Genomic DNA, 22,514 nt, shown 5'->3' with positions numbered 1-22,514 from the left:
TTTCTGTTTAGTTCTTCTTTTTGTTGAGGAAACTCCAGGGCGAGTTGACCGGCAGCGTGATCATGTCCGGCACGGCGTCGACGTTAACCACCTCGGCCTTGCGCACGGTGTAGCCCGACTGGATGACACTGACGCCGTCGAGGATGAAAAGCTGGCTCTTCTCCATGCCCGGCCGTAATGCGCCGGTCACCGAAACCGGCTGGTAGGCCTCGGATATCCTGTAAGGCTGTGCAGGCGTGACGAGGACGATCTGGTTGGGCGGCGGCGTCGGCATGTGGCTGCAGGCTCCCGTCCACGGCACCAGCAGGAATTGGTAGACGAGATCACCATCGCGGTCGACCGGCAGCGCATAGCCTGCGAGTTGCACGGTCTTGTCCTGCAAGTCGAGTGAGAGCGTCTCGCCACGATCCGGCATTTTGGCCGCGATCATCGGCAGTCCGACGCTTTCGGCGGCTGCCTGGGTAGCCGGGCGCAGATCCTTCCAGAAAATGTGCGTGGTCCCAGTGGAAGCTCTTGCCGCGATCGCGGACGCCAACAAGGCAGTTGCCATGATCGTGCCTGATTTAAAACGGTTGCTCATCGCTGCTCCGCCGTTGAGCCTTGATCTGCGGACATCAAGTAAAGCTGCCGCTGCCTCACAGGTCAACGCTCAAGCCGCATCACATGCCGGCGTGAGCCGGTCATGCCGATCTCGCGAAAGCCGCGGGCGACGAACATGTCGCGAAAACCCATGAAGCTGTAGCTCGGCGAAGCCTGGTCGACGGGATAGGCTTCGATCGTCCTGGCGCCTTTGGCAAAGGCGTGATCGATGGCCGCGTCGAGCAATGCGCTTGCCAGCCCGCCGCCGCGCAACGCTCTCGGCACAAAGAAGCAGACGATCGACCAGATGCCCATCTCGCTATCGTCCTGCTGCCGTGACAGCTTGCGGTAGGTCTCGCGCGGCGCAATCGAGCACCAGCCGACGGTCCGGCCATCGATCTGGGCGACAATGCCGACCGGCGTGCCGGCGTCTATCAGCGTCATCATCGCGCGTTTCGTCTCGTCGTTCTCGACATGCTCGCGGCGGTCGAGATTGCGCCAAGCCATACACCAGCAGTATTTCGGCCCGCCGGGTTGCTCGAACAGGTTTTCGAAATCGGCGCGCGTCGATTGCTTCACCTCCGTGAAGCGCACTTCGCTCAGGTCAAGCTTTTCTGGCGGCGAGCCGCTCGAGCGTCTTGGCATCGGAAAGTTCCTTCACGGCGTCCTTGCCGATCCAGCGTGCGGTCCTGTCTGTCGAGGCCGCCAGTTTTAGCGCCACGGCAAGGGCAGGGCCGTGCAAATTCATCGATCGCTTGCCGATCGAACGAAGCGCCCAGCTCACGGCCTTCTTCACAAAATTGCGGGCGTCGGTCGCATGCGCTTCGATGATCGGCAAGAATTCGAGGAAGGTCGTCTCGGGTTCCTTCTTCCGGTGGACTACCGACCAAGCCATCATCGCAAAAGCCGTGCGTCGAACGAATTCCCGTTCGTCGACCGCGAATTCGGCGATCAATTCCTTCCAGCAATCCGTGTCGACAAAGAGATCGGAGACCCCGTCGACGATATCCCACGAGTCGAAAGTCGCCGCCCATCGTCTTGCATCCGCGGCGGAGAACCACTCCGGATCGGCTGTCACGGAAGCGATGAACTGCGCCTCCATGATGCCTGTCTGCCAAAGCTCAAAGGCACGCTCATGGTTGCGCTTGATTTTCTTGGCAATCTGCCGCTGCACGCCATGCGAGATACCGAGCGCACGTTCGATCTTGATGCCGTAGCGCAGCATGCCAAGCCGATTTTCCTCCGAGGCGATCGAGCGCAGATGAGCGACGATTTCATCGGCGCTGGATTGAGGCGAAAGCTCGGCCACGGTGAAGTCCTATTTCTCCAGCCGCGCCAGCAGCGAGGACGTGTCCCAGCGCTTGCCGCCCATCGCCTGCACGTCCTTGTAGAACTGGTCGACAAGTGCCGTCACCGGCAGTTTGGCGCCATTGCGGTCGGCCTCGGCGAGGCAGATGCCAAGATCCTTGCGCATCCAGTCGACGGCGAAGCCGAAATCATATTTGCCGGCATTCATCGTCTTGTGCCGGTTCTCCATCTGCCAGGAACCGGCCGCACCCTTGGAAATCACCTCGATGACCTTTTCGATGTCGAGCCCTGCCTTCTTGCCGAAATGGATGCCCTCGGCCAGGCCCTGAACGAGGCTGGCGATGCAGATCTGGTTGATCATCTTGGTGAGCTGGCCAGCCCCGGCCGGTCCCATCAATCCGACCATGCGGGCATAAGCATCTATGACTGGCTTGGCCCTGTCGAAGGCGTCCGGCTCGCCGCCGACCATCACGGTCAGCACGCCGTTCTCGGCGCCTGCCTGGCCGCCGGAGACCGGGGCATCCAGAAACGAAAAGCCGAGCGCTTGCGCGTGCTGCGCCAGTTCGCGCGCGACTTCGGCCGATGCGGTCGTATTGTCGATGAAGATGGCGCCTTTCCTCATGGAGCTGAACGCGCCTGCGGCGCCGGTCGTCACCGAACGCAGATCGTCGTCATTGCCGACGCAGGAAAAGACAAAGTCCTTTCCCTCGGACGCCTCTGCCGGCGTTGCAGCGAGGCTGCCGCCATGCTGGGCAACCCACTGCTCGGCCTTGGCGCTGGTACGATTGTAGACGGTGACATCGTAACCGCCCTTGTTCTTGAGATGTCCGGCCATCGGATAACCCATGACGCCAAGACCAAGAAATGCCACCGAAGCCATGTTTTCGAATCCCTTAGAAGCCTGCTTTGCGGTCTTCTTACCGGATCAGGCAAGGCGATGGGAGTCAGCGGTGCAGGTGGATGGTGATGCGCCGTTCGATCCACTCGACGCCGTGGCGCAATGTTTCCACGATGATCAGATAGATGATCGCCGCCCAGATATACGACTGAAAGTCGAAGGTGCGCGCATAGGTGAGCCGGGTGATGCCCATCAAATCGTAGACCGTGATAATGGCGACGATTGCCGAGCCCTTGATCATCAGGATGATCTCGTTGCCATAGGGGCGTAGCGCCACAATCAGCGCCTGCGGCAGGATGATTTTCCACATCGTCTGTAGTTTATGCAGGCCGAGCGAGGCGGCACCTTCCCACTGGCCTCTCGGCACGCTCTCGATCGCGCCACGCAAAATCTCGGCCTGGTACGCGGCCGTATTCAGCGAAAAGGCGAAGATCGCGCAGTTGAACGCCTCGCGGAAGAAACCCCACAGGCCGACCATCTCGAGTTCCGGCCGGAAGGAGCCGACCCCGTAGTAAACCAGGAAGGTCTGCGCCAACAGCGGCGTGCCGCGAAAAAAATAGACATAGGCATAGGCAAACCCCGAGAGGATCGGGTTCTTCGACATGCGTGCATAGGCGATGGGCACCGACAGGATTGCGCCAAGCACAATCGAGATGGCAACCAGCAACAGGGTGATGCCGAGGCCGGAAATGTAGCCGGGTGCATATTTCTGGAAGAACTCCGGGTTCCACGCAGCGACCAGGTAGACGACCATGCCGATGCCGAGAGCGATCCACAGGCCGACCAGGACATGGCCGAGGATGCGTTGGCGCGACCAGCCGCGTGCGGGCGGCGGCGGCCGGTCGACCTTCAGCGTGTCGGTGGCCAGGCTCATCTCTTGACCTCGCTGCCGCCGACCGCTCGTTCGATCGCATTGATGCCGAAGGAGGAGACGATCGCCAGCAGGAGATAGATCAGGCCGGCAAAGCCGTAAAACAGGAAGGCATGCTTGGTGACGCGAGCGGCAACCCCGCTCTGCCGGAGGATCTCGTTGAGCCCGACGGCCGAGACGAGCGCGGTGTCCTTGAGCAGGATAAGCCAGAGATTGGCAAGTCCGGGCAACGCGATGCGGATCAACTGCGGCAACACGATCAGCCGCATCGTCTGGCCGCTGGACAGGCCAACCGAATAGCCTCCCTCATATTGCCCTTTTGGAATCGCGCGGAACGCGGATAAAAACACCTCGCTGGAATAAGAGGAGAAAATGAAGCACAGCGCGATCATGCCGGCGACGAAGCTGTTGACGTCGGCGGACGTTCCAGGGCTCACCAGCCGGACAATGTACTGCAGGATCAATGGGATGCCGAAGAAGATGAGAAATAGGGTGAGCAGCTCGGGTATTCCGCGAAAAATCGTGGTGTAGATGTTCCCGGCCAGTCTCAGCGACGGCTCTTCCGATTGTTTGGCCAGCGCCACGAAAAAGCCGAGCGTCAGCCCGAAGGGCAGAGTGGCCAGCGCAAGACATACCGTGACAAATACACCCGCGGCGATGTCGTCGAGCCAGCCTTCGGGTCCCCAACTGAGAAGCGTCAGTGCGCTCTGCATCCGCCTGCCTGTTCTCCTTGAGGCTCTTCGAGACCCGTACCGCATCACCCCTCGTGCGCGGCGTCCTTATAAGAACGGCGGGAATCTCCCGCCGTTCACGTCCTCCTATGTCGGTCGATCAGGACTCGCCGCCATAAACGTCATATTTGAAGTATTTGTCGTTGATTTCCTTGTACTTTCCGTTTGCGCGGATGGCGTCGATCGCCGCATTGAACTGGTTGACCAGGTCGGTCTCGCCCTTGCGCACGGCAATGCCGGCGCCCGGACCGTGGATTTCGATAACCGGCTTGATTGTGCCGACCAGCTTGCAGCAGGCGCCGTCCGGCGAATCCAGCCATTGCTGCAGCACGACGACGTCGTCGTTGGCGGCATCGAGCCGGCCATTGGCCAGATCGAGCTGGTATTCCTGTGCGGTCGGGTACGGCTTGACGGTGCTGTCGGTATAAGTCTTGGTCGAATAGTTGAAATGCGTGGTGGACGCCTGCACGCCGATCGTCTTGCCGGCCAAATCTTCCTTGGTGACACCCTTGATGTCGGTGTCCTTGGGCGCGGCGATCGCCGGCGGCGTATTGTAATATTTGTGGGTGAAGTCGACCTTCTCGGCGCGTTCCGGCGTGATCGACATCGACGCGACGATGGCGTCGAACTTGCCTGCCTGAAGGGCTGGAATGATGCCGTCCCAGTCCTGCGCGACGAAGGTGCACTTCACCTTCATCTCGTCGCAAAGCGCCTTGGCGATGTCGATATCGAAGCCCACGAGTTGGCCGTCGGCGGTGAGGTTGTTGAATGGCGGATACGCTCCCTCGGTGCCGATCCTCAAGGTTTTTTCCTGCGCCTGGGCAACGCCAAGCGTCAGCAGCGCAGCCGAAGCGGCGAGCGCGATACGCAGTGCAATACGCATAATGGTCCTCTCTGTTGGTCCCGGCCGTCGTTCCCGAACGGCTCTGTGGGCGGTGCTTTTGACCGCCCGCTGGCGCGATACTCCCATTCTTTCCCAAGAAAAAGCAACTGCAAAACCGTCGCTTGAGGGAAGGTCATGTTCAGAAAACGGTGACGCTGGGTCAAACGCCTGAATGGAGAGAAAGTGGCCGGAAGCCCCCTGCGGCCGCGATCTCAGCGCGTCAGGCCGGTGGCGCGCTCGATGAAGTCAGCTATCGAATTCGTGTCGTCGAGATCGAAGGCCGGCAGGTCTTCGCCGACAATGTGGAAGTCGGACGCGATGGCGACAATGTGTGGATCGCCTGCCGAGAGCGGTGTCCGGTCCTTGGCCTCGAGCCGTCGCGTCTCGATTTTCTTGTGCGCTTCGCGCTTGTAACCCTCGACCAGCACGATGTCGCACGGTGCCAGCCGTGACAGGATCGCGTCCAGCGTCGGCTCGTCCTCGCCGCGCAATTCGTGCATCAGCGCCCAGCGCCTGCCCGACACGACCGCGACCTCCATAGCTCCCGCCTGCCGGTGGCGAAAGCTGTCCGCCCCTGGTTTGTCGATGTCGAAATCATGATGGGCGTGTTTTATCGTCGACACTTTCCAGCCGCGCCGGACGAGCTCGGCCACCAGCTTTTCGGTCAATGTCGTCTTGCCGGAGTTCTTCCAGCCGGTGATGCCGAAGATACGTCTTTTCATGGTTCGATGCTCCGCAACAGATGCGCGGCCTGGGCAAGGTCGTCGGGAGTGTTGATGTTGAAGAACGGATCGACCTCGGCCCCGCCCGATTTCAGGATGGGAAATTCCACCTCGACAAAACCGTGCCGGTCGATGAACGCCGCAACGCGCCGGTTGTCTTCCTCGACGAGAAATTGTCGCAAGGCCTGATCTAACCCTAGCGGCCAGAGTGCAAAGGTCGGATGCCGTTTGCCGCCGGAACAAGCAACGGCGATCGAGCCAGAGCGCGCATAGGCTGCCGCGAGCAGCCGCTCGACCATGTCCCTCGGCAGGAAAGGCGTATCGCCGGCAGCCGTGACCAGCGCCTGGCAGGTCGTGTCGGAAGCCCATTCGAGGCCGGTCAGGATCCCGGCAAGCGGCCCGGCATAACCTTTGACGGTATCGGCAAGCACCTGAAGCCCCGTCGCGGCAAACCGTGTCGGATCGCCATTGGCGTTTAGCGCAAGCGGACCGACCTGCGGGCCAAGGCGCGAAACGACACGGTCGAGCAGGGTACCGTCGCCCAGCGCAAGCAGCGTCTTGTCGCCGCCGCCCATCCGGCTCGACCGGCCGCCGGCCAGAATGATCCCTGCGATATGTCGGCCCATCGTTTGCTGCCCAGACCCAAAATCCAGTTTTCAAATCAGACAGTCGTCGACAGTCACTCTATATGCCGTCCGGCGCCATGTCCGGTCCAGTGCTTTCGGCGGCTGTCTTTCGCCGGCCGACGATCCGTTCGCGGTAGAGTGCATAGAGGCCCGACGCGATGATGATCGTGGCACCGACGATCATCGGCAGATCCGGGACATCGCCGAAGATCGTGAAGCCAAGCAGGATCGACCAGAGCAGGGCGGTGTAGCGGAACGGCGCGATGAAGGAGATATCGCCCACCCGCATCGCCGTGATGATGAAGTGGTAGCCGATGAGCACGAGCACCGCCGCCAGCGCCAGGAATGCCGTGCTTTGTCCCGTCATCGGTGTCCAGCCGCCCATCGGTGAAAGCAATGCCGCGCCCAGAAACGTCATGGCAAGGGCGGTGGCGCTCGACACCAGCAATGTCGGAATTGCCTGCGGTATCCGCTTGGTGGCGAGATCGCGCACCGCACAGCATGCCACGCTGGCCAGCGCCAGCAGAGAAAAGACGCTGAACCCTTCGAAGCCCGGCCGCACGATGATCAGCACGCCGGCAAAACCGACGGCAATAGCCAGCCAGCGCCGCCAGCCGACGCCCTCGTTGAACACAAGTGCTGCGCCCATCGTCACCGCCAGCGGCAGCGCCTGCAGCACGGCGGAGACATTGGCGATCGGAAGATGCGCCAGAGCAACCAGGAAGGACACCGTGGCGCCGGCCTCGCTGGCAACGCGCAGCGCAACGGTCGGCTGCAGCATCGAACCTGGCCGGGCAAGCGCGCCGCGTTGCCACGCAAGCAGGCCAACGAAAAGCGAAGCAAAGGCGCCGCGGATCAGCATGACCTGCGCCATGTTCATCGATTCCGACGAGAATTTGGTGATAGCGTCGTTGAGGGTGAAACCAGCCATGGCCACCATCATGAACAACGCGCCGCGCAGGTTTGGCGAAAGAGGCACGGCGATTACCGGGTGAGTCCTGCAGCAAGCGTCTAGCAGGCACCCGCAAAACAGCAACGTCAAAGGGCTGGGCCACAGCCTTTCTATGGCCCGTAACGTCTGTCGCGCAAGAGCGGCAGGGCTTATTTGGGCGTCAGTACCTCGGTGCCGTTGCCTTCCTTGCCGGCAATCGTCCACAGGCCACGCAGCGAGCCGTCGTCCTGCACCTTGTAGACGACAAGACCGACCGCCTTGCCCATGACATAACCGGCGGAGAAGGCATCATCATTGCGCATGCAGATACCGTCCGAGGACGAGCCGCCTGTCTCCCAATGGATCGTGCAGGTCGTCTCGCTGGTCAGAGTGATCGTCGCGTCGCCACCATAGGACGACCCATCGAAATTGGTGCCGGCCACGGCATAGGTGCCGCCGATCGACTGAGCCGCCGCGGGCAGGGCCGCGAGGCTGAGCAATGCAAGAGAAAGAATGAGTTTGCGCATATCGTATTCCCCCACTGGGCGAAGAACCGCTCCAGAGCAGAGGCTAGGCCCGAATGGGCTTGCGGTAAATCCGGTGACCGTTTGCGGACAAGACCTTTTCTGGGTGTGACCCCAAAAAAGGTGCCGTTCTAAAGGATGGGTTCGGAGGGCAAATTGATCACACTGCGGCTCGAGGAAAATTTTTCGACGAGATCAAATTTGCTCGGCAAGATTCACCAAATTGGTCATTGTAAGCTTCTGATCGTGTTGGGAGATGGTCCATGATGAATGCACGAGGCAATGCGGACTGGCTTGGCACAGGCAGCAGGCGGCATGTTTCGTCGGCTTTCCGGTTCTCTTCTGCCCTGGCGGTCATCCTCATGGCGATAGCGCCTGCGTTCGCCGAGAACGGCGCTTCGGCGTCGGCAGTCGAACGGATGTCCACGCCGGGTCACGAAGCGGATGAGCTCGCTCGCCGCGTCGGGAAATGGTCCGTCGTCAACACGATCTGGCCAACGCCCGGTGCGCAGCCGATCGTCATGACCGGGCTGGTGGCCGAGCGCACGATGATCGGTCCCTTCATGCAGGAGGTGATGCGCCCGGCGCCCGGGTCGAAAATGCCGGACTTCCAGCGGATAGCCTATTTGAGCTATGACCGGGTGGAGGGCCGCTGGAAGTATGTCTCCATGGACACCCGTTTCCCGGCAGGGATCATGCCCGCCTGGAGTTTTGGTGGCGAGGAGGACGGCAAGATTTCACTCCTGTTCGAGCCGCTTGGTTTCGTAGGCTTCGGGCCCGAGGTCGAAGGGCGGTTCACGGCCTCCGATTTCACCATTTCCAGGGATGGCGATAATCACGAGGTGGCCGAGCAGCATTTCCTGCAGGCCAATGGCAGCGGCAAGAAATGGCTTGCCGTGCGGTATGACTACACGCGCCAGCCTTGATTATCAGGCTGCGAATGCTCCAGATGTGACCGAATGCTCATGGTCCTTTGAGGCTGCCGGCGATGGCTCCGACGAACGGGTCGTATTTCGATTTCAGGGTAGGCGGATATTCGATCCAGACCGTATGGATGACACCGTCTTTTCCGAACAGGCGGCGTTCGTAGAAGATGTTCTCGCCTTTGATGCCCGACAGCACCGCCCAGTCCTTGCCGGTCTTGCTGTAGGTGATCCTGTAGCCAGGTTCCTTGCTGGCCCTCTCGGCGGAGACGAAGGCTGTCGGGGTGTCGTCATCGATGTTGAGGATACCCGAACAGATCAGGCTGGCGCCATCGGCAGTGAGCCATTGTTGTCCATCGCCATTGTCCGGCTCAGGCTGGCGAAGAGTGAAGATTTCATCCGGAAAGGTGCAGACGGTGCCGAAGCGCTCGTTCGTGTAGGTAAATGGCGCGGCAAATGCCATGGTGGCCGCCATCACTCCGAAAAACGTCGGGATTGCAAAAAACCGCTGCACGCCTTGCCTCGAAGCCGGTGCCAAGGCGATTATTCTTGCACGAAATCGGCCAAAAATCAGCCGCCGGTGACGCTCATATGCCGCGACACCGACGGACGGTTGGTGCGGCGATCGATGATGAAGTCGTGGCCTTTGGGCTTGCGGCCGATTGCTTCGTCGATGGCACCGGCGACCAGCTCGTTGCCTTCCGACGCACGCAGCGGCGCGCGCAGGTCGGCCGCATCCTCCTGGCCGAGGCACATGTAAAGGGTGCCGGTGCAGGTCAGCCGGACCCGGTTGCAGCTTTCGCAGAAATTATGCGTCATCGGTGTGATGAAGCCCAGCCGCCCGCCGGTCTCGGCGACTTGGACATAGCGGGCCGGGCCACCGGTCTTGTAGGGAATGTCGCTTAGCGTGAACTGGCGTTCGAGAGCCGCGCGCAGCAGCGACAGCGGCAAATACTGGTCGGTGCGGTCGGCATCGATCTCGCCCATCGGCATGGTTTCGATGACCGTCAGATCCATGCCGCGGCCATGCGCCCAGCGCAGCATTTCAGGCAATTCGGCGTCATTGAAGTCCTTCAACGCCACGGCATTGAGCTTTACCTTTAGCCCGGCCGCCTGCGCGGCGTCGATGCCGTCCATGACCTTGTCCAGATTGCCCCAGCGGGTGATCTGGCGGAATTTGTCGGCATCGAGGGTATCGAGCGAGACGTTAATGCGCTTGACGCCGCAGTCGGCGAGCTCGGCGGCAAAGCGGGAAAGCTGCGATCCGTTGGTGGTCAGCGTCAGCTCTTCCAGTGCACCACTCTCGAGATGCCGCGAAAGCTGGCGCACCAGGTGCATGATGTTCTTGCGCACAAGCGGCTCACCGCCGGTGAGGCGGAGCTTGCGCACACCCTTTTCGATGAAGACCGTGCAGAGCCGGTCGAGCTCTTCCAGCGACAGCAGGTCCTTCTTGGGCAGGAACGTCATGTCCTCGGCCATGCAATAGGTGCAGCGGAAATCGCAGCGGTCGGTAACCGACACGCGCAGGTAGGTAATCGTGCGACCGAAAGGATCGATCATATCCATGCGTATGCGCTTTCCGTGGCCGTGAACGGCTTCGTTATATATGGCTATGTGATACGAGCCAACTTGCCATTCAAGATAGAAGCTCGGAATCTTCGGCAACATTCCCCAGCCGACAGATCATGTCGGAACTTTCCATGCGGCCTTTTCCCTCGACGCGAAGCGGCGTAGGAAGGGCAGTTCTCCGCAGGATCCACCACCATGACAGCGCCAAAGGAACTCAGGGTCTCGAAGGACCGCAAGCTGCTTTCCGTCACCTTTCCGGGACATCAGCCGTTCGAGTTGCCGGCTGAGCTTCTGCGCGTCGCCTCGCCATCGGCCGAGGTGCAGGGCCATTCGCCCGAACAGCGCGTCACCGTTCCCGGCAAGCGCAACGTGGCGATCCTGAAGATCGAGCCAGTCGGCAATTATGCCGTGCGCATCACCTTCGACGATTTCCACGACACCGGTATCTTCACCTGGAATTACCTGCATACGCTGGGTCATGAGAAGGATGCACGCTGGGCCGCCTATCTCGCCGAGCTGGAAGAGAAGGGGCTGAGCCGCGACCGCTGAAATGGATCCCGCAGGACTCTCAGGTCAACGCAGGATCGCCAGTATTTCGCTGGTGTCGTAATAAAACGGCGTGCCTTCGATCAGCCGGTCATCCTTGAAGCGCAAGACTTCGGCAAACGGCTGTTTGATGGTTGCACCATTGGCCCGCGACGTCAGCGAAAGCGAGCAGCTCATGAACACCGTGTCATCGTTTTGGGCGACCTGAAGGTCCTCCACCGCCACGTCGCTCCAGATTTCCCGCATTTTGCGGAAAAGGGCGCCAACGCCGTCGAGGCCGTTCCAGTCACCGGCATAGGGCAGGGAGCGCGGCTCATGCACGACAATCTCGGCATGAAATGCGCCGGCAAGCACATCGAGGCTCTCCGACCCTGATTGCAGGAAACGCATTTCAACATTGAACATGTTTTCAATAAGTTCCATGGCGGTGCGTCGCCGGTCGAGCGGTTTATCCATTTTTGACCTCCGTATCCGTTGGCACGATCATGCAGGTAAAGCGGTTTGCCCCTGTTCGCGTTGCCTCGACACCCGTTTCCTGATGACCGGCAAACGGGCACTTGTCGTGAAAACGTCATCCATCTGGAGTAGCGCCGGCAAAGCTTTGGAGACGAAAACATGTCCGTGATCACCAGCATCGAACAGCTTGAAGCGCTCTATGGCCTGCCCGGCGAGGCGTCGGTGGTCAAGGAACTCGACCAGCTGATTCGCGAATACGCAGCTATCATCGAGGCTTCGCCGTTTGCCGCGCTCGCAACCTGCGGGCCAGAAGGGCTGGACTGCTCGCCGCGCGGCGATCTCGCCGGCTTCGTCCGCATCCACGATCCGAAAACGCTGATGATGCCGGACCGGCGCGGCAACAACCGTGCCGATTCGCTAAGGAACATCCTTCGCGACCCGCGCGTCGCGCTTCTGTTCCTGGTGCCGGGTTCCGGCACGACGCTGCGCGTCAATGGCCGCGCCCACATCACCACCGATACCGGGCTCTGCGCCTCGTTCGCCGTCGAGGGCAAGCCGGCGCGCTCGGTGACGATCATCGAGATCGATGCGGTTTATTTCCAGTGCGCCCGCGCCATCCACCGATCGGAACTGTGGAACCCGGCAAGGCATGTCGACCCGAGATCGCTGCCGACTCCCGGCCAAATCCTGGAAATCACCAGCCGCAAGAACATTGACGGCGAGGTCTACGACAAGGAATGGCCCGAGCGCGCGAAAAAATCGATGTGGTGAAGCATTTGGTGGTGGAGCACTGGGCTGTCAGGCGGTCTTCAAAACCTCGGCAACCCTACGCATCTGTTCGCCGATCATGTCGCATTGTTCCGGTGTCGACTGGCTCATCGCCTTCTCGATCAGCGCCATATGGACCTTCAGCGCCTGCATCAGCAGTGCCTCGCCGGCCTCGGTCAACGCAAGCCGCAGCACGCGCTTGTCCTTCTCGTCGCCCTCGCGGCGCAGCAGACCGCGGGTCTCCAGCTGCGGCAAAAGCATGGTGATGTTGGAGCGGCCGACCAGCAGCCGGCGAGCGAGGTCGTGCTGCGACATGCCGGGATGACGGTAGAGGTTCATCAGCACGTCGAGCTGCGCCGGCTTCAGGTCGAGCGGCGCAAGCTTCACCGCCAGGGTGCGTTCCAGCACATGGCAGGCGCGCGCCACCGCGACCCAGTTGCGAAAACGCGGGTTGTCCCAGGGCAGGTCTTGCTTAATGTTCATGTTTGAACTATTATGTTCATGCTTGAACCAATGAATGGATCGCCACTATGGCATCATTTGGACTGAAGGTCATCCGCGGCACGTTCGGCGTGGCTGAGCATGTGGCACCGCGACTCACCGGGCGTGCTGCATTCGAGCTGTTCTGCCGCACGCCGCACGAGAAAAGCTTGAGCGAAGGCGAGCGCCGCGCAATCGACCGCGCCGCCGATTTCATGACCCAGGCACGCCATCATCGGCTAAAGACCAGAACCGGCTGCGTCATGGTGCATGAGTTCCGGCCCGAGCCGGGCAGGGCGGCTGCCGGCACCGTGCTCGTCATCCATGGTTGGCGTTCGCGCACCGAATACATGCGCACGCTGATCGAAGCCTATCGCGATGCCGGCTACAAGGTGGTCTCGCTCGACCTGCCGGGCCACGGCCAGTCGCAGGGCCGCCGGCTTACCCTGGTCAGCGCGGTCGATGCGGCACGGGTTGCCGGCGAAAGGTTCGGCCCGTTCGCGGCCATTGTCGGCCATTCCTTCGGTGGTGCCGTTGCCGCCAACGCCGTCGCCGGTTCGATCAGGAACATCCCGCGATTGGCGGCCGGGCGGCTGGTGCTTATCGCCGCGCCGAGCTCGCTGCCGGCGATCTTCGCTGATTTCAGCCGCATGCTGAATGTCGGCTCGCGCTCGCAGGCCGCCATGGCCGACCGGGTCGAGCGCATCGCCGGCCGGCCGTTGCACGAGTTCACCGGTGACCGCCAGCTCGCAAGCACGCCGCTGCCGACGCTGGTGATCCACGCGCCGGACGACCGCGAAGTGTCCGCCGAGCATGCAAGGCTCTACACGCGCGCCGGCGACCATGTGCGGCTTTACTGGGCCGACGGGCTCGGCCACCGCCGCATTCTCGCCGACAGGGGTGTGGCGGAGCGTGCCGTTGGCTTCGTTGCCGGCAGGCTCGAGCCGTCTCTGCAGTGACCTGAATATCGTTCTTGTCAGCCGGGTTCGACGTCACGCTGCCCCGGTGCTGGCCATCGCTATCCAAGCCGCCATTGCCCCGGCCACCGTCGCCAGAAGAGCCGAGCGCGACGCGCCGTCGCGCGCCTGGATCGACATGCCGTGCTGCACGGTCGCGTAGAAGGTCGCGGCCGTACCGCAGTCGAAATCGGCCGGCAACTCTCCCTCGGCGACGCCACGCTCGAGGCGTCTCAGCAAGGCTTCGCGGTTTTCGGCGCGGCGACGGCGCAGATCATCGCAGATGGCGCCGCGGCTTGAATCCTGGTGCAATGCGCCGAGCGCGATAAGGCAGCCTTGCGGACGACCGGTCTGTGAATAGGCCCTGGCAGTCTGCCGCAGGAACCGTTCGACGGCCTCGCGCGCGGTCGGCGCCTTTTCCAGCGCGGACCAGATCTCGGTTCCCTCGACCCGCGTGTAAAGCTCGGTTGCCTCGAGAAACAGTGCTTCCTTGCTGCCGAAGGCGGCATAGAGGCTGGGAGAGTTGATGCCCATTGCAGCGGTCAGGTCGCTTATCGACGCGCCCTCATAACCCTTGGCCCAAAACACTTCCATTGCGCGCCGCAAGGCGGCGGCTCGATCGAAGGTGCGGGGGCGGCCTCGTTCCGGCATGGCATCCTTTCTGTATTGATCGATACATAATTCGGTTGACGTGGTTCAGCAAGGCTGGCAGATATTTATGTATCAATCACTACAAAATGGAGAAGCAGATGTCATCCAGAAGCTTGAACGGCAAGGCCGCCCTCGTCACCGGCGGCAGCCGCGGCATTGGTGCGGCGATCGCAAGAAGGCTCGCGGCCGACGGCGCAGGCGTGGCGATCACCTATGTAAATGGCGAGGAAGGGGCGCGTGCGGTGGTCAGGGAAATCGAGGCGGCCGGCGGCCGGGCCTTTGCCATCAAGGCCGACAATCGCGATGCTGGGGCGATCGAGGCGGCAGTCGATGAGGCAGCAACAGCCTTCGGACGGCTCGACATCCTGGTCAATAGCGCCGGCATCTGGCGCGCTGCGCCGATCGATGCCCTGTCGCTTGCCGATTTCGACGAGACGATGGCGGTCAACCTCAGAGCCCCGTTCGTCGCCGCCAAGGCGGCAGCAGCGCATATGGGCGAGGGTGGCCGGATCATCTCGATCGGCAGCAATCTGGCCGAGCGTGCCACGGACGCCGGCCTGAGCGCCTACTCGGCCAGCAAGGCTGCCTTGGTTGGCCTGACCAAGGCCTTTGCACGCGATCTCGGTCCGCGCGGCATCACCGCCAATGTCGTCCATCCGGGGTCGACCGATACCGACATGAATCCGGCAGCCGGCCCGCACGCCGAGCATCAGCGTCAGAAGATGGCGATGCCTCGCTTCGGCACGGCCGACGAGATCGCCGGCATGGTCGCCTGGCTTGCCGGCCCCGAAGGGCGCTTCGTGACAGGCGCTGCATTGACCATCGACGGCGGCGCCAACGCTTGAGGTTTGGCTCACGGGCACTACCATTGGTCGGGAGCGACGGCGGATTCGCTCCCCCCGTCACGACGTTGTGAAACCGTTCTGCAACAGACGTTCCGAAATTTATGAAAGCTTAACGAAATCAGTATGAATCAGTGTAGTCACGCCTTACATCCGCCATGGGGTGGGCGAGACCGTGAAAGCGGTGCGGAACGGGATCCGGTTCAACCGGAGCGGGTGATCCATGAAAGTCCTTGGAAACAAAGCAACCGTGCTGCCGTTTGCGGTGGCCGCGGCAATGCTGGCCTTCGGGGCGCCGAAGGCTGAAGCGCAAGGGTTCTTCGACATGCTTTTCGGCGGCGGCGTCAAACACGCACCGCCGAAAGGTGACTTTCCGCCGCCACCGTCAAAATACAAGCCGAAGCCCAAGGCGCCGGCCGCTTCCGGTGGTGGTGCGCAAATCAGCAGCCCGTCCTATTATACCTACAAGAGCGATCCGCTGGTGCGCGTCGATTTTTCGGCACTGTCGGCAGCGCCTGAACCAGCAACGCCTCAGGACGCTGCTTTCGAGCCGGCGGCCACCGGGGCTGCATTCCGCGAAGCCATTGCCGGCCTCGACGGCTATGACCTCTACGCCGAGAAGGACATCGCCAAGGCGCTGATCGCCTATTACTCGGCCAATCCGGATTTCATCTGGGTGGCGGGAACCAGTCCCAGCAGCCGTGCCCAGGATGCCGTGCGGGTGCTGGGCGAGGCCGCGAGCTACGGCCTGACGCCCGCCGACTACACCGTCGAAGTTCCGGCAGCAGGCACATCGGCGGGCAATGTCGATGAACGCCTGAAAGAGCTGGTCCGCTTCGAGATGGCGCTGTCGGCGCGTGTCCTGCGCTACGCCCGTGACGCACAAAGCGGCCGCGTCGATCCCAACCGCATGACCGGCTACTACGATTTTCCGCCGAAGCCGCTCGACATGGAAGGGGTGCTGAAGACGCTGGCCCATACCCAGCAAGTGCGCACTTATCTCGAGTCACGGCATCCACAGAATTCCGAGTATCAGGCGCTGCGCGTCGAACTGGAAGCTCTCCAGGCCACCGCCGAAGACGAAATCACCATCGATCCCGATCTGCTGTTGAAGCCGGGGCAGACCAGCCCCGAGCTGCCGAAGCTTTTGACAAAGATCGCGCGCAATCTCGATGACGAGATGGGCGGCGCCTATGGCGAGGTCCTGGCGAGGCTCGCTACCAGCGAGGTCTACGATCCGGAGCTGGTGCCGGTGATCAAGGCGGTGCAGAAACGGGCCGGCATGAAAGGCGACGGCGTCATCGGCCCGCGTACTGTTGCATCGTTGGCCGGAACGTCCAAGGCCGACAAAGTTCAGAAGGTTCGGGTTGCGCTCGAAGAGTTGCGCTGGTTGCCTTCCGACCTTGGCAGCCCGCGCGTCTTCATCAACCAGCCGGCTTTCACCGCGAGCTATATCGATGATGGCGAGGAGAAGCTGAAGACCCGCGCCGTGGTTGGCAGGCCCACCAACCAGACTGCTTTCTTCTATGACCAGATAGAGCAGGTCGACTTCCATCCCTATTGGGGCGTGCCGCAATCGATCCTGGTCAACGAGATGCTGCCGCGGCTGCGCCGGGATCCTGGCTATCTCGACCGCGCCGGCTACGAGGTGGTCGATGCCCGCGGCAAGCGCATTCCCTCGTCCTCGGTCAATTGGGGCGCCTACGGCGCAAAGATACCCTACGGCGTGCGCCAGCTGCCAAGCGAGGCCAATGCGCTGGGCGAGCTGAAGATACTGTTCCCCAACAAGCATGCAATCTACATGCACGACACGCCGCAGAAGTCGTTTTTCCAGCGCGACATGCGTGCGCTCAGCCATGGCTGCGTTCGCTTGCAGGATCCGCGCGGCATGGCCGCTGCCGTGCTCGGCACCTCGGTCGACTACATCGAGGACAAACTGAAACACGGACATTCGACCGAGGACGTGACACGCAAGATCCCGGTCTATGTCGCCTATTTCACCGCATGGCCGGACCTGTCCGGCAAGGTCGAATATTTCAACGACGTCTACGGCCGCGATACAAGGCTGCAGCAGGCGCTCGACAGCACGGAAGCGGTGCGTTCGCCGGCAAGCTGACGAATGCGGTTCTAGCGCTGAAACAGTGGACGCCGGAAACCGGCATCGCGTCCGGCGATGAGCCAATAGACCAAGCCCGCGACAACGCCTGCGGCGGCAATGATGCCGATATCGGCCCAGCGCTCCGGGTTCGTGTCATCCGGTACACTGGGCCAGATCAAGGCGAAGCCGCCAACCGCGGCCGCCGCGCCGAAGACCATATGCAGCCAAAAACTGCGCAGCGAGAAAAACTCGGCAATCAGTGCGAAGATCAGCGTCTGCAGGCCGGTCAGCACGATCGTCAGAAAATAGATGAACATGCCGAGCGGCGGCAACAGCAGCACCGCAACGGGGGTGACGCCCATGACGTCGAAATAATTCGGCGCATTTGGCAGCGAACTCAGCCCGCCATAGATCGCCGCCACCGCGATCAGCCCAACCAGTACCGCTATGAAATAACCCGCGAGCATCATCAGAAAGCGCTTCAATACGTGCTTTACCGTCTCCATGCCCACCCCCGCGCGCAATGATAGCACCCAGTCAGCCATCAAAGTCATATCTACGCAAGGGTGTGCCGAAGACCGGGTGCCTCCGGGCGCGCCTTTTTCGAATGCTAACCTTTGCAGGCAGCGACTATTTCGGCGCGGCTGTCACCGGATCGTAGGTGATTTCGACTTTCGCCTTGTCGCTCGTGTAATAAATGACGGTGTAGCCATCGCTGTCCCAATCGATTTCCTTGATGTAGCGGAAGTCGTCGCGCTGCTCGACCTTGGCGATGATTTCCGACAGCTTCTTGGCATTCTGCGGCGGCACCGGATTTTCGTCCGCGGCAAAGGCCGGTCCGCCGACAAGCAGCACGGCGGCCGCCAAAACAAGTCTGGACATGGCTTTCCCTCACATCTCGATCAGCAGAAACTCACGTCCATGCAGGTTTGTTCCGGGATCGCGGAGGGTTGCGCTACAAGGAGGCGCCGGCCGTACCTGATTTATCGCCGCCGAAACAACACGGCGACTGCTTAAAATCATGATGCGTCGCCTCAACATCGCGGCCGTAATAGTGCCGGTGGTCATTCGGGGGTCTACATGCAAATGCGTCATGCCATCATATTTGTACTTTTCCGGCCATTTCGATGCCTGTCCAGAAAGCCGAGGCGCTGGAACCTGAACGCTATACGGTCTATTGCGCCGACGACCGCATCGAGGTTTCGTTCTGGGATATCGAGCAGATGAAGGTGCGGGCCGGCTCCAACGTTTGCCAGTTCCAGAGCTATACGAGCTACGGCAGCGCCTTGAATTTCGCCCAAAAGAATTTTGGCGGCGAGGGGGCGACCTGCAGCTGCTAGCCGTTCTGGCTTGAAATTGATTCAGGAAAGCAGATGGTGGGCGATGCAGGGATTGAACCTCCGATCCCACCCGTGTGAAGGGTGTGAAACTGGGTTTAAGCAACTCTTGCTTCCCAAGCGCGACCGGTACAAATTACAGTCGAGGGGGAAAGATATGCGTCAGCTAGTTCTTGCAGGTTTTTCCGCACTTGTTTGCCTTGGCCCAGCGGCCGCTCAGCAGAATGACTGCCAGGGCGATACGCGGCAAGAACATCATCCGGGAAACTTCAATTTTGTTACCAGCTCCTGGGTTGAGGATGCGGGCAACCGGAAGCGCTATGTCTCGTGTGTGGCCAATCTCGATGCAGGCAGTGACCTCCTAGTGCACTGGTTTATTCCAGGTCCTTACAAGGAGTACGTGCCTTCAAATAGGGCCAAACCAACGCACCGCCTCCGGGACGATTTGAACCCGCGCCCGATACAGGGCTGTCTTCAGTATGGAGGGCTACAGGAGACGGTTTTCGCCGATTTCCTTGGTACAGCTGAGGACAATGATCGCAACAAAATGGGGGACTGCGAGCACCAGGCCGCCGAGTACAAAGAGGCGTCCGCTGGCGTCCAAGGTTTACCCTCGGAAGGATATTCCGATCAGGTTGTGGTTTATTTCCCGAGCGACGTTAACAAGCCGCGCGACACCATGCTAGAACTCACAGGCCAGATAGGGCTGTCCGTCGATGGCGATGTCTATCGGAGCTACTTCAAATACTTCGTCCAGCGCCTCGAAGGACGACCTGACGGTAAGATTGAGAACGTGCGAGTGGAACCACGATTTCCTGTAGGCGGCGATTTTTTTCATCCGGCTTTCGTTAAGTTCAATGAAAACGGTCCCGTCCAACTGACGGAAAAAGGCTCAATCGACTTTTTGGTGTCCGGTAGCCGGGAAAGTAATTGGCGCTCGGTCGAGGCTTACTACCAATTTTTGGATACGGAGAGCCGGGTGTTGGCGGTCGTCCCAATACCGCTGCTACAAGAAGTGACTAAATGACCATCAAAGGTGTCTTTGAGGTTATAGGAGGGATGACGCCAAGCCTCGTCGCCGGATATGTGGCTGATTGGCAGAAGCTGTTCAGCAAGACGCTGATCACGCGACCCGGCGCTCCACCGGAGATCGAACGCACCGGCATCGCCGTGGGTTGCTTTCTTGCTGTTGTATGCTGCCTGCTTTTCCGCAGCCTGCGGCCTCGAACGCAGATTACGACCGCGATCATTTTTCTCATGTTCAGTGTGTTGCTCGGCTTCTTTTGCTTGTGGCTTCGCCACAAATATGAATTCCCGATGCCAAAAAAACCTCAAGAGGCCATGCGCGCGGCTTGGGACCTATCGTCCTGGGTTTTCATCGTCGCTGTCGTCCAGACTATTCTATTCGGCACACTGTATGCCCTATCAACCTGGGGGCGTCCGAAACCCTAAAATGATCGACGGGAAATGATCCGGTCCCAGCGCACCCGCCCGCCGTCCAATGAAACGACCACAAGCGCGAGTCCAGTAGCAAAATCTGTCGTCAATTCTGACGACGCATTCCAGCGAGCTAGGGTGTGGTAGAGGCATTCCGTGAAACGTTGGTACTTACAGGAAGTACTGGTGTCGGGTCTGGGTTCAGCTCTTGCCACACCGTAATGCCGGCTTGAATAAGCGCTACGATTACAAGTGCAAGAGTCAACCGCCCAAGCATGTCCTGCTGGCGAACCATGTCCCGGTGACGCTGCTCCTGCTCCTCGTATGCGTTGAGCGTCGCGAGGGCTGGAGGGCGCATCTTGTAGTAAGCGCCGTCTCTTGCGAGATCGCCTGAGGCGACAAGAGAATCCAATACGAGTGAGTAGTACTCTCCCGTTTCCTTTTCGTCGGGGTGGAACACAAATCGGCTCGTGTACATGATGTCCATCAAACCCACCGGCGAAACGTACGCATCCGGTGAAGACCGCAGACGTGCGCATCCGGCAGCCAGGAGAACCTGAGCACCGGAGTGCTGGGGTCAAGCTTTCTTTGGGGAGACGCGATGATATTCTTCGAGGAGGAGTTTGACCTCCTCGATGCCTTCATCGGTGAAGGCCAAGATCCCGTCGTCATCGTTGGCGCCGTAGACCCAGATGACGCCGTCCTCGGGCTCGAGACCGAGGGTCAGGTCCTGGATGAGCGCTTCGCTGACGCCGAGGTCCCTGGCGACACGATCGACGGTGTAGACGTGATGCACCTTATTGCGCTGCATGATCAGGCCGCCGCTGGTTGGGTCCGCAATTTTGCGGATCTCCAATTCCACGGCAGCAAATCATCGATCCGATGGGCCGGATAGGCGGGCAGTCGGGCGAGGACGTCGGCGAGCCAGGCCTGCGGGTCGACATCGTTCATCTTGGCGCTGACGATCAGGCTGTAGAGAACGGCCGCGCGCTGTCCGCCGCGATCGGAACCGCAGAAGAGCCAGGACTTTCTGCCGAGAGCGATGCCGCGCAGGGCTCGCTCGGCTGCATTGTTGGATAGGCAGATCCGCCCATCGTCGAGGAACCGGGTGAAGGATGACCAGCGGCGCAGCATGTAGTTGAAGGCCTTGGTCAGGTCGTGCCCGCGCGAGAGCTTGTCGCGCGTCTTGATCATCCAGCGCTCGAGCTCGGTGACCAGCGGCGCGCTCCGCTCTTGGCGCACGGCGTGGCGTTGGGCCGGCGACAGGCCGTTGATCGCGCGCTCGATATCGAACAGGGCATCGATGCGCTTCACGGCTTCGACCGCCAGCGGATAGACCAGGTTGGGCTTCTCGCCGTGCGCCTTCTTGCGCGCCGCCGCTTCGACATCGGCCAGCTCAAACACTTTGCGCCGGCTGTGGGCCCAGCAGCTGGCCTCCAGAACAGGCGCCGGCTGACGACCCGTCGCATAGAGATCGCCATAACCACCAAAGGCATCGGCCTGCAGAATGCCGCTCCAGCCGGCGAGATGCGTCGCGGGATGTTCGCCTCGGCGATCGCGGGAATAGTAGAACACTGCCGCCGGCGGATCGGCGCCGCCGAACGGTCGGTCATCGCGCACATAGGTCCATAATCGGCCGGTATCGGTCTTGCCCTTGGCCAGGACCGGCACCGTCGTGTCGTCGCCGTGCAGACGCGAAGCGGCCAGCACATGGGCTTCGAGCTGCTTGAACAGCGGCATCAGCGCCGCGGCGCCGGCGCCGACCTGGTCGGCGAGCGTCGACAGGCTGAGCGGCACGCCTTCGCGGGCATAGCGTTCGGCCTGGCGGTTAAGCGGCTGATGCTGGCCGAACTTCTCGAACAGGATCATCGCCAGCAGGCCGGGACCGGCCCAGCCGCGCGGGGTGGCGTGGAAGGGCGCCGGAGCCTGGCTGATCGTCTCGCAGTCGCGGCAGGTGAACTTCTCCCGCACGTGCTGGATCACCTTCCATTGCCGCGGCACCACCTCCAGCGTCTCGGTGATATCCTCACCCAGCTTGCGCAGCCGATGACCGCCGCAGCAATGGCAAGCGGCCGGCGCCGGCTCGACCACGCGTTCGCGCGGCAGATGCTCGGGAAATGGCTGGCGCGCCGGTCGCTTGCGCATGTAAGGCGCCACCTCGGTGGTCCGGGCCGCGGCCTGTTCGGCGGCGATCTCGTCTTCCGTCGCGGTGCTCTCGAGTTCCTCGAAGGTGAGTTCCATCTGGTCGTGCAGGCGGGCTGAGCGTTCAGAACTCTGACCATGCAGCGCCCGCTGCAGCTTCCGGATCGTCAGATGCTGATGCGCGATCAGCGCCGCATCATCCGATGCCTTGGCCCTGGCGACCGCCAGTTCGGCCT

The 22,514-nt window shown here is 61.3% G+C and carries 29 protein-coding genes and 1 pseudogene; 9 read left to right on the top strand and 21 right to left on the bottom strand.

Annotation, left to right across the window (positions count from 1 at the left end):
• Nucleotides 1-7: 7 nt before the first annotated feature.
• The 11 genes and pseudogenes from NKJ81_RS11625 to NKJ81_RS11575 all read right to left on the bottom strand — a co-directional run bounded on the left by NKJ81_RS11625 (nt 8) and on the right by NKJ81_RS11575 (nt 8,076).
• Entirely contained in the window at nt 8-580 is a 573-nt protein-coding gene (locus NKJ81_RS11625; protein ID WP_352540523.1) for a DUF3299 domain-containing protein, read from the bottom strand.
• 62 nt (nt 581-642) lie between these two features.
• A complete protein-coding gene (locus NKJ81_RS11620) occupies nt 643-1,224 on the bottom strand; it encodes a GNAT family N-acetyltransferase (protein WP_352540522.1) in 582 nt (193 codons plus the stop codon).
• Nucleotides 1,184-1,888: a DNA alkylation repair protein gene (locus NKJ81_RS11615; protein ID WP_352540521.1), complete on the bottom strand. Its 705-nt coding sequence runs from the start codon at nt 1,886-1,888 to the stop codon at nt 1,184-1,186. Before NKJ81_RS11615 ends, NKJ81_RS11620 begins: the two co-directional genes overlap by 41 nt.
• 9 nt (nt 1,889-1,897) lie before the next feature.
• Nucleotides 1,898-2,773 (bottom strand): annotated as a pseudogene (locus NKJ81_RS11610) (NAD(P)-dependent oxidoreductase); the annotation flags it as partial.
• A 58-nt stretch (nt 2,774-2,831) separates the two neighbouring features.
• Complete coding sequence (locus NKJ81_RS11605; RefSeq protein ID WP_023675012.1) at nt 2,832-3,659, bottom strand: ABC transporter permease; 828 nt, start codon at nt 3,657-3,659, stop codon at nt 2,832-2,834.
• Nucleotides 3,656-4,369 (bottom strand): ABC transporter permease, encoded by a 714-nt coding sequence (locus NKJ81_RS11600; protein ID WP_023675013.1) that lies wholly within the window; start codon nt 4,367-4,369, stop codon nt 3,656-3,658. The genes NKJ81_RS11605 and NKJ81_RS11600 overlap by 4 nt, the downstream gene beginning before the upstream one ends.
• Before the next feature lie 118 nt (nt 4,370-4,487).
• Nucleotides 4,488-5,270, bottom strand: coding sequence for an ABC transporter substrate-binding protein (locus NKJ81_RS11595; protein ID WP_352471894.1), 783 nt, complete (start codon nt 5,268-5,270; stop codon nt 4,488-4,490).
• A gap of 212 nt (nt 5,271-5,482) precedes the next feature.
• Nucleotides 5,483-5,992 (bottom strand): molybdopterin-guanine dinucleotide biosynthesis protein B, encoded by a 510-nt coding sequence (gene mobB / locus NKJ81_RS11590; RefSeq protein WP_352540520.1) that lies wholly within the window; start codon nt 5,990-5,992, stop codon nt 5,483-5,485.
• Nucleotides 5,989-6,618 (bottom strand): molybdenum cofactor guanylyltransferase MobA, encoded by a 630-nt coding sequence (mobA, locus tag NKJ81_RS11585; RefSeq protein ID WP_352540519.1) that lies wholly within the window; start codon nt 6,616-6,618, stop codon nt 5,989-5,991. The genes mobB and mobA overlap by 4 nt, the downstream gene beginning before the upstream one ends.
• Before the next feature lie 58 nt (nt 6,619-6,676).
• Complete coding sequence (locus NKJ81_RS11580; protein WP_352540518.1) at nt 6,677-7,597, bottom strand: DMT family transporter; 921 nt, start codon at nt 7,595-7,597, stop codon at nt 6,677-6,679.
• Nucleotides 7,598-7,719: 122 nt separating this feature from the next.
• Nucleotides 7,720-8,076 (bottom strand): hypothetical protein, encoded by a 357-nt coding sequence (locus tag NKJ81_RS11575; RefSeq protein ID WP_352448884.1) that lies wholly within the window; start codon nt 8,074-8,076, stop codon nt 7,720-7,722.
• Between the two features lie 260 nt (nt 8,077-8,336).
• Between NKJ81_RS11575 and NKJ81_RS11570 the strand changes: the two genes are divergently transcribed.
• The gene (locus NKJ81_RS11570) at nt 8,337-8,999 is read left to right on the top strand and encodes a hypothetical protein (RefSeq protein WP_352540517.1); all 663 of its coding nucleotides are present in this window, start codon (nt 8,337-8,339) and stop codon (nt 8,997-8,999) included.
• Nucleotides 9,000-9,036: 37 nt separating this feature from the next.
• On the opposite strand, the gene NKJ81_RS11565 is transcribed toward NKJ81_RS11570, so the two are convergent.
• Together NKJ81_RS11565 and moaA are read right to left on the bottom strand one after the other, a co-directional pair.
• Entirely contained in the window at nt 9,037-9,459 is a 423-nt protein-coding gene (locus NKJ81_RS11565) for a hypothetical protein (RefSeq protein WP_352471889.1), read from the bottom strand.
• A 107-nt stretch (nt 9,460-9,566) separates the two neighbouring features.
• Nucleotides 9,567-10,562 carry a GTP 3',8-cyclase MoaA gene (gene moaA / locus NKJ81_RS11560; protein WP_352502428.1) on the bottom strand — a complete coding sequence of 332 codons (996 nt, stop codon included), beginning with the start codon at nt 10,560-10,562 and terminating at the stop codon, nt 9,567-9,569.
• Between the two features lie 198 nt (nt 10,563-10,760).
• On the opposite strand from moaA, the gene NKJ81_RS11555 reads away from it, so the two are divergent.
• Complete coding sequence (locus NKJ81_RS11555; protein ID WP_023717628.1) at nt 10,761-11,114, top strand: gamma-butyrobetaine hydroxylase family protein; 354 nt, start codon at nt 10,761-10,763, stop codon at nt 11,112-11,114.
• Nucleotides 11,115-11,138: 24 nt separating this feature from the next.
• On the opposite strand, the gene NKJ81_RS11550 is transcribed toward NKJ81_RS11555, so the two are convergent.
• On the bottom strand, nt 11,139-11,567 hold the full coding sequence (locus NKJ81_RS11550; protein WP_352540516.1) for a nuclear transport factor 2 family protein: 429 nt from the start codon (nt 11,565-11,567) through the stop codon (nt 11,139-11,141).
• A gap of 159 nt (nt 11,568-11,726) precedes the next feature.
• Here NKJ81_RS11550 and NKJ81_RS11545 point away from each other — a divergent pair, with 159 nt between their 5' ends.
• On the top strand, nt 11,727-12,338 hold the full coding sequence (locus NKJ81_RS11545; protein WP_352540515.1) for a pyridoxamine 5'-phosphate oxidase family protein: 612 nt from the start codon (nt 11,727-11,729) through the stop codon (nt 12,336-12,338).
• A gap of 27 nt (nt 12,339-12,365) precedes the next feature.
• On the opposite strand, the gene NKJ81_RS11540 is transcribed toward NKJ81_RS11545, so the two are convergent.
• On the bottom strand, nt 12,366-12,818 hold the full coding sequence (locus NKJ81_RS11540) for a MarR family winged helix-turn-helix transcriptional regulator (protein WP_352502431.1): 453 nt from the start codon (nt 12,816-12,818) through the stop codon (nt 12,366-12,368).
• Nucleotides 12,819-12,865: 47 nt separating this feature from the next.
• Here NKJ81_RS11540 and NKJ81_RS11535 point away from each other — a divergent pair, with 47 nt between their 5' ends.
• On the top strand, nt 12,866-13,774 hold the full coding sequence (locus NKJ81_RS11535; RefSeq protein WP_352540514.1) for an alpha/beta hydrolase: 909 nt from the start codon (nt 12,866-12,868) through the stop codon (nt 13,772-13,774).
• Between the two features lie 33 nt (nt 13,775-13,807).
• Here the strand turns inward: NKJ81_RS11535 and NKJ81_RS11530 are convergent, their stop codons facing one another.
• Complete coding sequence (locus NKJ81_RS11530; RefSeq protein WP_352540513.1) at nt 13,808-14,422, bottom strand: TetR/AcrR family transcriptional regulator; 615 nt, start codon at nt 14,420-14,422, stop codon at nt 13,808-13,810.
• Between the two features lie 98 nt (nt 14,423-14,520).
• On the opposite strand from NKJ81_RS11530, the gene NKJ81_RS11525 reads away from it, so the two are divergent.
• A complete protein-coding gene (locus tag NKJ81_RS11525; protein WP_352540512.1) occupies nt 14,521-15,267 on the top strand; it encodes a 3-oxoacyl-ACP reductase family protein in 747 nt (248 codons plus the stop codon).
• Between the two features lie 220 nt (nt 15,268-15,487).
• On the top strand, nt 15,488-17,380 hold the full coding sequence (locus NKJ81_RS11520; RefSeq protein ID WP_352540511.1) for a L,D-transpeptidase family protein: 1,893 nt from the start codon (nt 15,488-15,490) through the stop codon (nt 17,378-17,380).
• Between the two features lie 11 nt (nt 17,381-17,391).
• Here the strand turns inward: NKJ81_RS11520 and NKJ81_RS11515 are convergent, their stop codons facing one another.
• On the bottom strand, nt 17,392-17,868 hold the full coding sequence (locus tag NKJ81_RS11515) for a hypothetical protein (RefSeq protein ID WP_352540510.1): 477 nt from the start codon (nt 17,866-17,868) through the stop codon (nt 17,392-17,394).
• 124 nt (nt 17,869-17,992) lie between these two features.
• A complete protein-coding gene (locus NKJ81_RS11510; protein ID WP_352540509.1) occupies nt 17,993-18,244 on the bottom strand; it encodes a PepSY domain-containing protein in 252 nt (83 codons plus the stop codon).
• Nucleotides 18,245-18,489: 245 nt separating this feature from the next.
• Here NKJ81_RS11510 and NKJ81_RS11505 point away from each other — a divergent pair, with 245 nt between their 5' ends.
• The 3 genes from NKJ81_RS11505 to NKJ81_RS11495 all read left to right on the top strand — a co-directional run bounded on the left by NKJ81_RS11505 (nt 18,490) and on the right by NKJ81_RS11495 (nt 20,151).
• Nucleotides 18,490-18,702, top strand: coding sequence for a hypothetical protein (locus NKJ81_RS11505; protein WP_352540508.1), 213 nt, complete (start codon nt 18,490-18,492; stop codon nt 18,700-18,702).
• A gap of 154 nt (nt 18,703-18,856) precedes the next feature.
• Nucleotides 18,857-19,726 (top strand): hypothetical protein, encoded by an 870-nt coding sequence (locus NKJ81_RS11500; protein WP_352540507.1) that lies wholly within the window; start codon nt 18,857-18,859, stop codon nt 19,724-19,726.
• Nucleotides 19,723-20,151, top strand: coding sequence for a hypothetical protein (locus NKJ81_RS11495; protein WP_352540506.1), 429 nt, complete (start codon nt 19,723-19,725; stop codon nt 20,149-20,151). Before NKJ81_RS11500 ends, NKJ81_RS11495 begins: the two co-directional genes overlap by 4 nt.
• A gap of 118 nt (nt 20,152-20,269) precedes the next feature.
• On the opposite strand, the gene NKJ81_RS11490 is transcribed toward NKJ81_RS11495, so the two are convergent.
• From NKJ81_RS11490 to tnpC, 3 genes are all read right to left on the bottom strand, one after another.
• Complete coding sequence (locus tag NKJ81_RS11490; RefSeq protein WP_352540505.1) at nt 20,270-20,623, bottom strand: hypothetical protein; 354 nt, start codon at nt 20,621-20,623, stop codon at nt 20,270-20,272.
• A 90-nt stretch (nt 20,624-20,713) separates the two neighbouring features.
• Nucleotides 20,714-20,947, bottom strand: coding sequence for a hypothetical protein (locus tag NKJ81_RS11485; protein WP_023731894.1), 234 nt, complete (start codon nt 20,945-20,947; stop codon nt 20,714-20,716).
• Between the two features lie 2 nt (nt 20,948-20,949).
• Nucleotides 20,950-22,514: IS66 family transposase (tnpC, locus tag NKJ81_RS11480; protein WP_352540504.1), on the bottom strand; the 1,565-nt coding region annotated here is incomplete at its 5' end.

It is taken from the genome of Mesorhizobium sp. M0018, from assembly GCF_040323955.1.
In the GTDB taxonomy this organism is placed as follows: domain Bacteria; phylum Pseudomonadota; class Alphaproteobacteria; order Rhizobiales; family Rhizobiaceae; genus Mesorhizobium.
This window is presented reverse-complemented; position numbering and strand designations above follow the sequence as displayed.

Bases quoted from the DNA above. Each gene is read 5' to 3' on its own strand.
- NKJ81_RS11625 (WP_352540523.1), bottom strand. From the start codon at position 580: ATGAGCAACCGTTTTAAATCAGGCACGATCATGGCAACTGCCTTGTTG.
- NKJ81_RS11620 (WP_352540522.1), bottom strand. From the start codon at position 1,224: ATGCCAAGACGCTCGAGCGGCTCGCCGCCAGAAAAGCTTGACCTGAGC.
- NKJ81_RS11605 (WP_023675012.1), bottom strand. From the start codon at position 3,659: ATGAGCCTGGCCACCGACACGCTGAAGGTCGACCGGCCGCCGCCGCCC.
- NKJ81_RS11600 (WP_023675013.1), bottom strand. From the start codon at position 4,369: ATGCAGAGCGCACTGACGCTTCTCAGTTGGGGACCCGAAGGCTGGCTC.
- NKJ81_RS11595 (WP_352471894.1), bottom strand. From the start codon at position 5,270: ATGCGTATTGCACTGCGTATCGCGCTCGCCGCTTCGGCTGCGCTGCTG.
- mobB (WP_352540520.1), bottom strand. From the start codon at position 5,992: ATGAAAAGACGTATCTTCGGCATCACCGGCTGGAAGAACTCCGGCAAG.
- mobA (WP_352540519.1), bottom strand. From the start codon at position 6,618: ATGGGCCGACATATCGCAGGGATCATTCTGGCCGGCGGCCGGTCGAGC.
- NKJ81_RS11575 (WP_352448884.1), bottom strand. From the start codon at position 8,076: ATGCGCAAACTCATTCTTTCTCTTGCATTGCTCAGCCTCGCGGCCCTG.
- NKJ81_RS11570 (WP_352540517.1), top strand. From the start codon at position 8,337: ATGATGAATGCACGAGGCAATGCGGACTGGCTTGGCACAGGCAGCAGG.
- NKJ81_RS11565 (WP_352471889.1), bottom strand. From the start codon at position 9,459: ATGGCATTTGCCGCGCCATTTACCTACACGAACGAGCGCTTCGGCACC.
- moaA (WP_352502428.1), bottom strand. From the start codon at position 10,562: ATGGATATGATCGATCCTTTCGGTCGCACGATTACCTACCTGCGCGTG.
- NKJ81_RS11555 (WP_023717628.1), top strand. From the start codon at position 10,761: ATGACAGCGCCAAAGGAACTCAGGGTCTCGAAGGACCGCAAGCTGCTT.
- NKJ81_RS11550 (WP_352540516.1), bottom strand. From the start codon at position 11,567: ATGGATAAACCGCTCGACCGGCGACGCACCGCCATGGAACTTATTGAA.
- NKJ81_RS11545 (WP_352540515.1), top strand. From the start codon at position 11,727: ATGTCCGTGATCACCAGCATCGAACAGCTTGAAGCGCTCTATGGCCTG.
- NKJ81_RS11540 (WP_352502431.1), bottom strand. From the start codon at position 12,818: ATGAACATTAAGCAAGACCTGCCCTGGGACAACCCGCGTTTTCGCAAC.
- NKJ81_RS11535 (WP_352540514.1), top strand. From the start codon at position 12,866: ATGGCATCATTTGGACTGAAGGTCATCCGCGGCACGTTCGGCGTGGCT.
- NKJ81_RS11530 (WP_352540513.1), bottom strand. From the start codon at position 14,422: ATGCCGGAACGAGGCCGCCCCCGCACCTTCGATCGAGCCGCCGCCTTG.
- NKJ81_RS11525 (WP_352540512.1), top strand. From the start codon at position 14,521: ATGTCATCCAGAAGCTTGAACGGCAAGGCCGCCCTCGTCACCGGCGGC.
- NKJ81_RS11520 (WP_352540511.1), top strand. From the start codon at position 15,488: ATGAAAGTCCTTGGAAACAAAGCAACCGTGCTGCCGTTTGCGGTGGCC.
- NKJ81_RS11515 (WP_352540510.1), bottom strand. From the start codon at position 17,868: ATGGAGACGGTAAAGCACGTATTGAAGCGCTTTCTGATGATGCTCGCG.
- NKJ81_RS11510 (WP_352540509.1), bottom strand. From the start codon at position 18,244: ATGTCCAGACTTGTTTTGGCGGCCGCCGTGCTGCTTGTCGGCGGACCG.
- NKJ81_RS11505 (WP_352540508.1), top strand. From the start codon at position 18,490: ATGCCTGTCCAGAAAGCCGAGGCGCTGGAACCTGAACGCTATACGGTC.
- NKJ81_RS11500 (WP_352540507.1), top strand. From the start codon at position 18,857: ATGCGTCAGCTAGTTCTTGCAGGTTTTTCCGCACTTGTTTGCCTTGGC.
- NKJ81_RS11495 (WP_352540506.1), top strand. From the start codon at position 19,723: ATGACCATCAAAGGTGTCTTTGAGGTTATAGGAGGGATGACGCCAAGC.
- NKJ81_RS11490 (WP_352540505.1), bottom strand. From the start codon at position 20,623: ATGGACATCATGTACACGAGCCGATTTGTGTTCCACCCCGACGAAAAG.
- NKJ81_RS11485 (WP_023731894.1), bottom strand. From the start codon at position 20,947: ATGCAGCGCAATAAGGTGCATCACGTCTACACCGTCGATCGTGTCGCC.